Source organism: Deinococcus roseus, assembly GCF_014646895.1.
Lineage (GTDB): Bacteria > Deinococcota > Deinococci > Deinococcales > Deinococcaceae > Deinococcus_C > Deinococcus_C roseus.
The window spans coordinates 20,626-27,059 of sequence record NZ_BMOD01000041.1 but is presented as its reverse complement, the minus strand read 5'-3'; the positions used below and the strand labels follow the sequence as shown (position 1 = coordinate 27,059).

General features: G+C 57.4%; 6 protein-coding genes and 1 pseudogene. 3 read left to right on the top strand and 4 right to left on the bottom strand.

The features are described 5' to 3' along the window. Window positions 1-352 (top strand): annotated as a pseudogene (locus IEY52_RS25030) (ATP-dependent zinc metalloprotease FtsH); the annotation flags it as partial. 108 nt (window positions 353-460) lie between these two features. On the opposite strand, the gene IEY52_RS25025 reads toward IEY52_RS25030, so the two are convergent. The 3 genes from IEY52_RS25025 to IEY52_RS25015 form a co-directional block, all read right to left on the bottom strand. Further along, a complete protein-coding gene (locus IEY52_RS25025) occupies window positions 461-943 on the bottom strand; it encodes a GlcG/HbpS family heme-binding protein (RefSeq protein ID WP_189008897.1) in 483 nt (160 codons plus the stop codon). A gap of 81 nt (window positions 944-1,024) precedes the next feature. Next, window positions 1,025-1,669, bottom strand: coding sequence for a response regulator transcription factor (locus IEY52_RS25020; protein ID WP_189008894.1), 645 nt, complete (start codon window positions 1,667-1,669; stop codon window positions 1,025-1,027). Continuing rightward, complete coding sequence (locus IEY52_RS25015) at window positions 1,659-3,464, bottom strand: sensor histidine kinase (RefSeq protein WP_189008891.1); 1,806 nt, start codon at window positions 3,462-3,464, stop codon at window positions 1,659-1,661. Before IEY52_RS25015 ends, IEY52_RS25020 begins: the two co-directional genes overlap by 11 nt. 171 nt (window positions 3,465-3,635) lie before the next feature. Here IEY52_RS25015 and IEY52_RS25010 point away from each other — a divergent pair, with 171 nt between their 5' ends. After that, a complete protein-coding gene (locus IEY52_RS25010) occupies window positions 3,636-4,235 on the top strand; it encodes a hypothetical protein (protein ID WP_189008889.1) in 600 nt (199 codons plus the stop codon). 36 nt (window positions 4,236-4,271) lie between these two features. Next, window positions 4,272-4,853 (top strand): NADPH-dependent FMN reductase, encoded by a 582-nt coding sequence (locus tag IEY52_RS25005; RefSeq protein WP_189008886.1) that lies wholly within the window; start codon window positions 4,272-4,274, stop codon window positions 4,851-4,853. Here the strand turns inward: IEY52_RS25005 and IEY52_RS25000 are convergent. Continuing rightward, window positions 4,850-6,295, bottom strand: a complete 1,446-nt coding sequence (locus IEY52_RS25000) for an ABC transporter ATP-binding protein (RefSeq protein ID WP_189008883.1) — start codon at window positions 6,293-6,295, stop codon at window positions 4,850-4,852. The two genes, IEY52_RS25005 and IEY52_RS25000, sit on opposite strands and share 4 nt — an antisense overlap. Window positions 6,296-6,434: the final 139 nt, after the last annotated feature.

Genomic DNA, 6,434 nt, shown 5'->3' with positions numbered 1-6,434 from the left:
GACCGAATGGGGGATGAGCCCCTTGCTCGGCAAGATTGCCCACCAGGTGGAGAACGAAACCTACCTCGGCGCTTACCAGGACTCCAAAAACTACTCTGAAGAAACCGCCCGCCAGATCGACCATGAGATCAAACGCATCATCGATGCGCAGTATGCCACTGTGAAGGTCATTCTGGAGGAATACAAACCGGTGATGCACACGGTGGTGGAAACCCTGATGGTCCGGGAAACCCTCTCGGGTGAAGAGTTCCGCATCCTCCTCAAAGGCGGCGAACTTCCCGACGAGGAAGACGATCTGGGCAAAGAGAACAACCCTCCTTTCACGCCCAAACTGAATCCTGGCGGAGCCTGACCTCTCCCCGCTTCGCTCCCTCTCCTGTCAGGAGAGGGTTTTGTTTTGACAGGTCAAAAAAATCCTCCCCGATTCGGGGAGGAAAGCGCAGCGAGGTGGGGTGGGACGTTACTGCCCAAACACCTTTGCAATGGCGGCCACAGCGCACTGCTCATCCAGATGGCCTCCGGGTGCGCCTCCCACACCAATGGCCCCGACCACTTCATTGTTGACCCGAATGGGCACCCCTCCGGCCAGCACCAGGAAACCGGGAATGTCTGGCAGGTACTGGGCTGCGGCATTCTTCTGCACGTTTTCCAACACGGCAGAGGTCAGGTTGCGGGCAGAAACGGCAGTGAACGCCTTGGCTTTGCTGGCCTCGATGGTGTGGGGTCCAGCGCCGTCTGCACGGGCCACCGCGACCACCAGACCGGAGCGGTCCACCACGGTGGCAGCAACCAGATAACCTTTGCTCTGGCACTCTGCAACGGCCTGCATGGCGATGGTGTTGGCGGCGGCCAGTGAGATGTTCTGGGTGGTGATGGTGTTGGGTGAGGTGTTCTGGGCGAAAGCAATGCTGGAAACGGCAAGCAGGATCAGGGGGTATTTCATGTTGAATCTCCTTGCTGTTCATGGTAGAAATTTTTGTCTCGGGAAAATATTCGTTTTTTTACGGTGATGGGGTCCGTACTTTTACGGATGCTGTCCATTCTGATGCTGCCCCGATCCATGCAGACCATGAAAATACAGGCGGATCAACTGGGCCAGTGAATTCACCTGCAGTTTCTCCATGATGTGTGCCCGGTGGGTTTCCACGGTTCTGGGGGAAAGCCCCAGGGCTTTTGCCACCTGTTTGCTGGAATACCCTTCCAGCATGCCGTCCAGCACTTCTTTCTCTCTGGGAGAGAGTTTTTCCAGCAATGAAGCGGCCTGCTGGGTGACGGCCAGTTTCTCACGGGTCTGGATGTGTTGCCGGACGGCTTTCTGCAGGGCGTCCAGCAGCTGCTGATCATCGATGGGTTTCAGCAGGAATTCCACTGCTCCGTTCAGAAAGGCCCGCCTGCACAGCTCCACATCCCCGTGCCCGGTCATCATGATGATGGGCAGATCCATGCCCCGGGTTTTCAGTTCGGTTTGCACCTGCAGGCCACTCATCACCGGCATGCGGATGTCCACAATCAGACATCCCACGGTTTCTGCATCGAATTCAGCAAAGAACTGGGTGGGGGTGCTGTAGGTTTTGACGGCAAGCCCCACGGTCTGGATCAGGAATTCCAGGGCCTCCCTTACGGCCTGATCGTCGTCCAGAACGTGCACGGTGGGCTGGTCAGTGGACATGCAATTCCTCCTGAAAAACGGGCAGGGTGAGGGTGAAAACGGCCCCTTCCTGCGGATGGTTGGTCCCGGAAAGTTCTCCGTCCATGCTTTGCATCAGGGTTCTGGAAAGGGAGAGGCCCACCCCCATGCCGTCTTTCTTGGTGCTGTGAAAAGGCAGAAAAAGATGTTCCAGTGCAGTTTCTGACAGGCCGGGACCGTGGTCCCTGACCATCAGCAGCACCTGCCCACCCTGCTGTTCTGCAGACAGCTCAATCTGACGTTTCTGCAAAGGGCTGTCCTGCAAGGCGTCCATGCTGTTGCGAATCAGGTTGTGCAGCACCTGCTCCAGTTGAATGGCGTCTGCCTGCACAGCAGGGGCAGCTGCAAGGCTCACGTTCAGTTGAATGTGGTGTTCCTGCAGCTCGGTTTCCAGCAGCATCTCCAGCCTGGACACCAGAGAAACCAGAGACACCCGGGTGGGCTGCAGGGGCTGACGGACCAGATGGGCACGCAGCCGCTGAATGATTTCCCCGGCGCGTCTGGCCTGAATCACCGTGCGTTCCAGTGCGGTGCGCACCAGATCCAGGTCCTCTTCTTCCAGCACCCGCAAGGCCCCCTGGCTCTGGCTGAGGATGGCGGTCAGGGGCTGGTTGAGCTCGTGGGCCATTCCGGAAGCGACCTCTCCGGTGGTGTTCACCCGCAACATGTGGGTCAGCAGGGCTTCATGCTCTTTGCGTTTGCGTTCGCTTTCTTCCAGACGGTTGAGCATGCGCGCCCGGAACGGCCCCAGGTCCCGCAGCACCAGCACTGCCCCCGATTGATCTGGCAGGGGAGACAGGCTCCCTTCGATGTGTCTGGAGATGGGATTTTGCAGGACCAGACCCTCTGGCAACTCCTGGAAAATGTTGTGCTTCCAGAAGTTCTGCAGCACCTCCAGAAAAGACGGACCTTCTGCAAATTGCACGGCCCGCAAGAGGTTCTGCCCCATCAGAGGCTGTTCCAGCAAAGCCATGGCTGCAGGATTGGCATAGCCGATGGTGTGGTTCCGGTCAAAAGTAACCAGGGCATCGTCCACGGCAGTGAGCACCACCCGAGCACGGTCTTTTTCCTGTTGCACGGCGGCTTCTGCTGTCAGAATGCGCTGTCTGACCTGCAGGGACAGATGTGCCCCATAAGCCAGCATCAGGATCAAAAATCCAGCCAGAACCATCTGCAGCACAGGAAAATCTTTGAGCAAAACCTCCTGCCTGATGGTCAGCACAAAAGGCTGGGACGCAGCCCCCAGCACCTTCTGAACGAACAGCGCAGGAAAAACCGAATGGGAATCTCTGGAGGGCACATTCAGCAGCGTCTGGCCCTGAGGCTCTTGCAGGGTGAAAGCTGCACGGGACATGCCTTCTCCCTGTCCCAGCAGTTTTGCAGGATCGATGTGCAATTCCACCCGTCCTGCAGGTTGCAGGGATTTTTGCAGGACATAGCTGGTGTCATGCCCTTTCTGCAGCAGGTTCTGGCATGTTGCAAGGCACACCTGCACCCCCACAATCTGGGGATAACTGGCAGTCAGGGAAGTGACAAAGGTTTGCAGTTGTTGCGCTGGCAGCTTCATGCCTGCCACCACCGCCAGACTGTCCAGCAAAGCGTCATGTTGTTCGGCCCTCTGGGAAAGCACCCGGTGCAAAATGCGGGCCTCGGTGTCAAAGGTTTCCTGCAATTGCCTGTAACGCTGCTGCCCCCAGAAGCCCAGCACCCCGGCCCACACCAGCAGGGCCAGCAACACTGCCAGCAGGCCTGTCCAGTTGGGTTTGAAGGCGACCATGAGTGCAGTATAGCGCTGAGGGTTCTGGCAAATTGCAGCATCAGGCGTTCTGCAATTCAGTGTGATGGCCCCCGGCATCTTTGCCTTGCCCTTCCTGTTTTGCCCTCTGCTCTCGGCCCTCGGCTCTCGGTATCCATGCCCTTCGCCCCCCTCCATGGTTAAAATGACCTCATGTACACCTTTCAGGAAGCTGCGAGACAGAACGCACTGGAAGTCGGCCAGGAAGGACTCCGGCTGGCCCAGCACCACCTCAAACTTGCCAGAGGGTTTATCCTCAGCCCCAGGTATGAAGAGACGTTTTACGCCAGCAACAACCTGCCCGAACAACTGCGCAAATTTTTTGCAGGCATCAATCCCAAACGCCTTGACGAGGATGTGCTGGAAGTGGCCTGTGAGAAGGCCCAGAAACTGCTGCTGGAAAGCTATTTGCTGGATGATCCCATTCAACGCATTTACCTGGCCCTGAAAAACGCCGGGCTGTCGGGGCGTCCGGTGCATGTGCGCCGCCCGGATGACCTGCATTTCGAGTCCACCACCACCACCTATCCGGGCCGTGAAGTGCTGGTGATTCTGAAGAAACTGTGGGCCAGAGACTGGGACTTCGAGGCTGTGCTGGACCGCCTGGACAGCAAAGGCAGCATTGCCATGGAAGCCCGTCCTGCTTTCATTTTCGAGGGTCTGACCCCTGAGCTGGATCCTGAGCTTTCTGGTCAGTGGGGAGGCAAGGTTTACACCACTTTCGGGGAAGTGGTGGGTTTTCTGCAGGGCTGAAAGGCCTCACAATTGACCCGCAGCAAAACGGGCAACATGAAAAGCATGTTGCCCATGAATCCTGCATTGAACATTCTTGCCGTGTCTGGAAGCCTGAGAAAAGGGTCCAGCACCACCCTGCTGCTGCAAGCCCTGCAGCACCTTGCCCCCGAAAACCTGCAGCTGGAAATCTGGGAGAACCTGGACACCCTGCCCCACTTCAATCCAGACCTGGACCGGGAAGGCGAGATGAACGTTCAGGCTGTGCAGGACTGGCGAGAGAAAGTGCAAAAGGCGGATGGTGTCCTGATCTGCACCCCTGAATACGCTGCAGGATTGCCCGGTTCCTTCAAAAATGCGCTGGATTGGCTGGTGGGTTCTGGAGACATGGCAGACAAGCCTGTGGCTGCTGTCGCTGCCTCGCCTTACCCCACATCTGCAGAGCACGCCCACACCTCCCTGATGCTGACCCTGGGCATGCTGGAGGCCAGGGTGCCTGCAGAGAACCAGTTGAAGATTGGATTGCTGAGCAAAAAATTGAATGCACAGGCTGAAATCACCGATCCAGAGCTCAATACAGAGCTGCAAAGGGTGCTTTCTGCCTTGCAGCAGACCATTTTGCAAGCCCAGCCTGTTTAAGCCCCTGGAAGACCCTGCTCTGGCAAATCCTGAATCTTGCCCTGAAAAACCACCTCTCCATGTTCCAGCAGCAGGGCATGGGTGAGGAATTCGGGCAGGTCCAGGGTGTGGTGGGCAATGCAGATGAACTGGGTTCCTGTGTTTGCAAGCCGGGCCAGGGCATCCGTAAAAAGCGTTTTGGCTGGTGCATCCAGGTAATCCAGCGCTTCATCCAGAATGACCACTTTTGGGTTTCCCACCACTGCACGGGCCAGCAGGATTTTCTTCATCTGGCCCTGCGAGAGGATGGAGGCTGGTTTGTCGGCCAGTTCAGAAAGGTCCAGCAACTTGATGATGTGTTCCAGACGGGCTTCCTGCTCAGGGCTCAGGGGATCAAAACGGCCCACAAAATCAAAAAACCCTGAAGCAATCACGGTGTGGGAAGGCACGTTCAGTTTGTGGCGGTACTGCTGGTCTCCGGTCACCAGGGCAAATTCCTTTTTGGACACCCAGGCCGAGACCTCCTGACCGTGGTGCAGCACCGTGCCTCCATAAGCGGGATACAGTTCCTTGCGGATCAATTTGGCCAGCGTGCTTTTCCCGGAACCGTTGGCCCCCAGAATGGCCCAGTGTTCCCCCTCATGCATCTGGAACTGGATGTTCTTCAGGACCAGTTGGTCTTCCCGGTAGGTTTCCGGGCAATCCACAGACACCAGCACCGCGCCGCTCTGTTGTTTTTGCACCCCATGGCCCCACACTGGCGGGGTTTTCATTTCGGGCCTGCCTTCCTGCAGGTGTCCGGCAGTCAGGGTCAGGGCGTGGGTGGTGAACGGAAGTTCTTCGGTGGTGCGGTGGGTGCTGTACACGATGGTGGTGTCTTCTGACACCTCCTGCAACACCTTTTTCAGAAAAGCCCTGGAGGGGGTGTCGATGCCTTCAAAGAATTCATCCAGCAGAAGGATCCGGGGTTTCCCGATCAGCGCCCTTGCCAGCAGCACGCGCCTTCTTTCCCCCTGAGACAGCATTCTGACATCCCGCGTTTCCAGATGGCTGAGCCCAAGACTTTGCAGCCACTGTTTTGCATGCTGCTGGTCTGCTTCCTCAATGTGCTGGTACAGAAGCTGGCTCTGAAAAAGCCCGGTCAGGACCACCTGCAAGGCCGTCTGCTCCCAGTCCTGCAGCAGGTACCAGTCCTGCGCTTCAGGAGACACCAGGGCAATGTGCTCTCTGGCCTGGATGGGGCTTTCTGTGGGCGTGCCATTCAGGTTGTAACGCCTCAGGCCCCCATGGTCGGGCCACAAATCCCCGCGAACCAGCTTGAAAAAGGTGCTCTTGCCCGCACCGTTGGAGCCGTAAATGGCCCAGTGCTGCCCCGGATGCAGGGACCAGTTCAAGCCGTGCAGCACGGTCACGTTTTGCAATTTCACATGGACATGTTCGAGGAGAAGCAGGGGAAAGGACATGGTGGTTTTACTTTAACGTGATTTGGGGGTGGGGAGGCCATTTGCCGAGGGCCGAGGGCCGAGAGCAAAAGCTTTTCGGGTCACATCCATGAGTGATGCAAAGCAAGGCAAAGGTTTTTTGCTTCAGCAAGCCCTGCGT

Excerpts from the sequence above, each read along its gene's own strand:
- IEY52_RS25025 (WP_189008897.1), bottom strand. The coding sequence starts at position 943 with ATGAAATACCCCCTGATCCTGCTTGCCGTTTCCAGCATTGCTTTCGCC.
- IEY52_RS25020 (WP_189008894.1), bottom strand. The coding sequence starts at position 1,669 with ATGTCCACTGACCAGCCCACCGTGCACGTTCTGGACGACGATCAGGCC.
- IEY52_RS25015 (WP_189008891.1), bottom strand. The coding sequence starts at position 3,464 with ATGGTCGCCTTCAAACCCAACTGGACAGGCCTGCTGGCAGTGTTGCTG.
- IEY52_RS25010 (WP_189008889.1), top strand. The coding sequence starts at position 3,636 with ATGTACACCTTTCAGGAAGCTGCGAGACAGAACGCACTGGAAGTCGGC.
- IEY52_RS25005 (WP_189008886.1), top strand. The coding sequence starts at position 4,272 with ATGAAAAGCATGTTGCCCATGAATCCTGCATTGAACATTCTTGCCGTG.
- IEY52_RS25000 (WP_189008883.1), bottom strand. The coding sequence starts at position 6,295 with ATGTCCTTTCCCCTGCTTCTCCTCGAACATGTCCATGTGAAATTGCAA.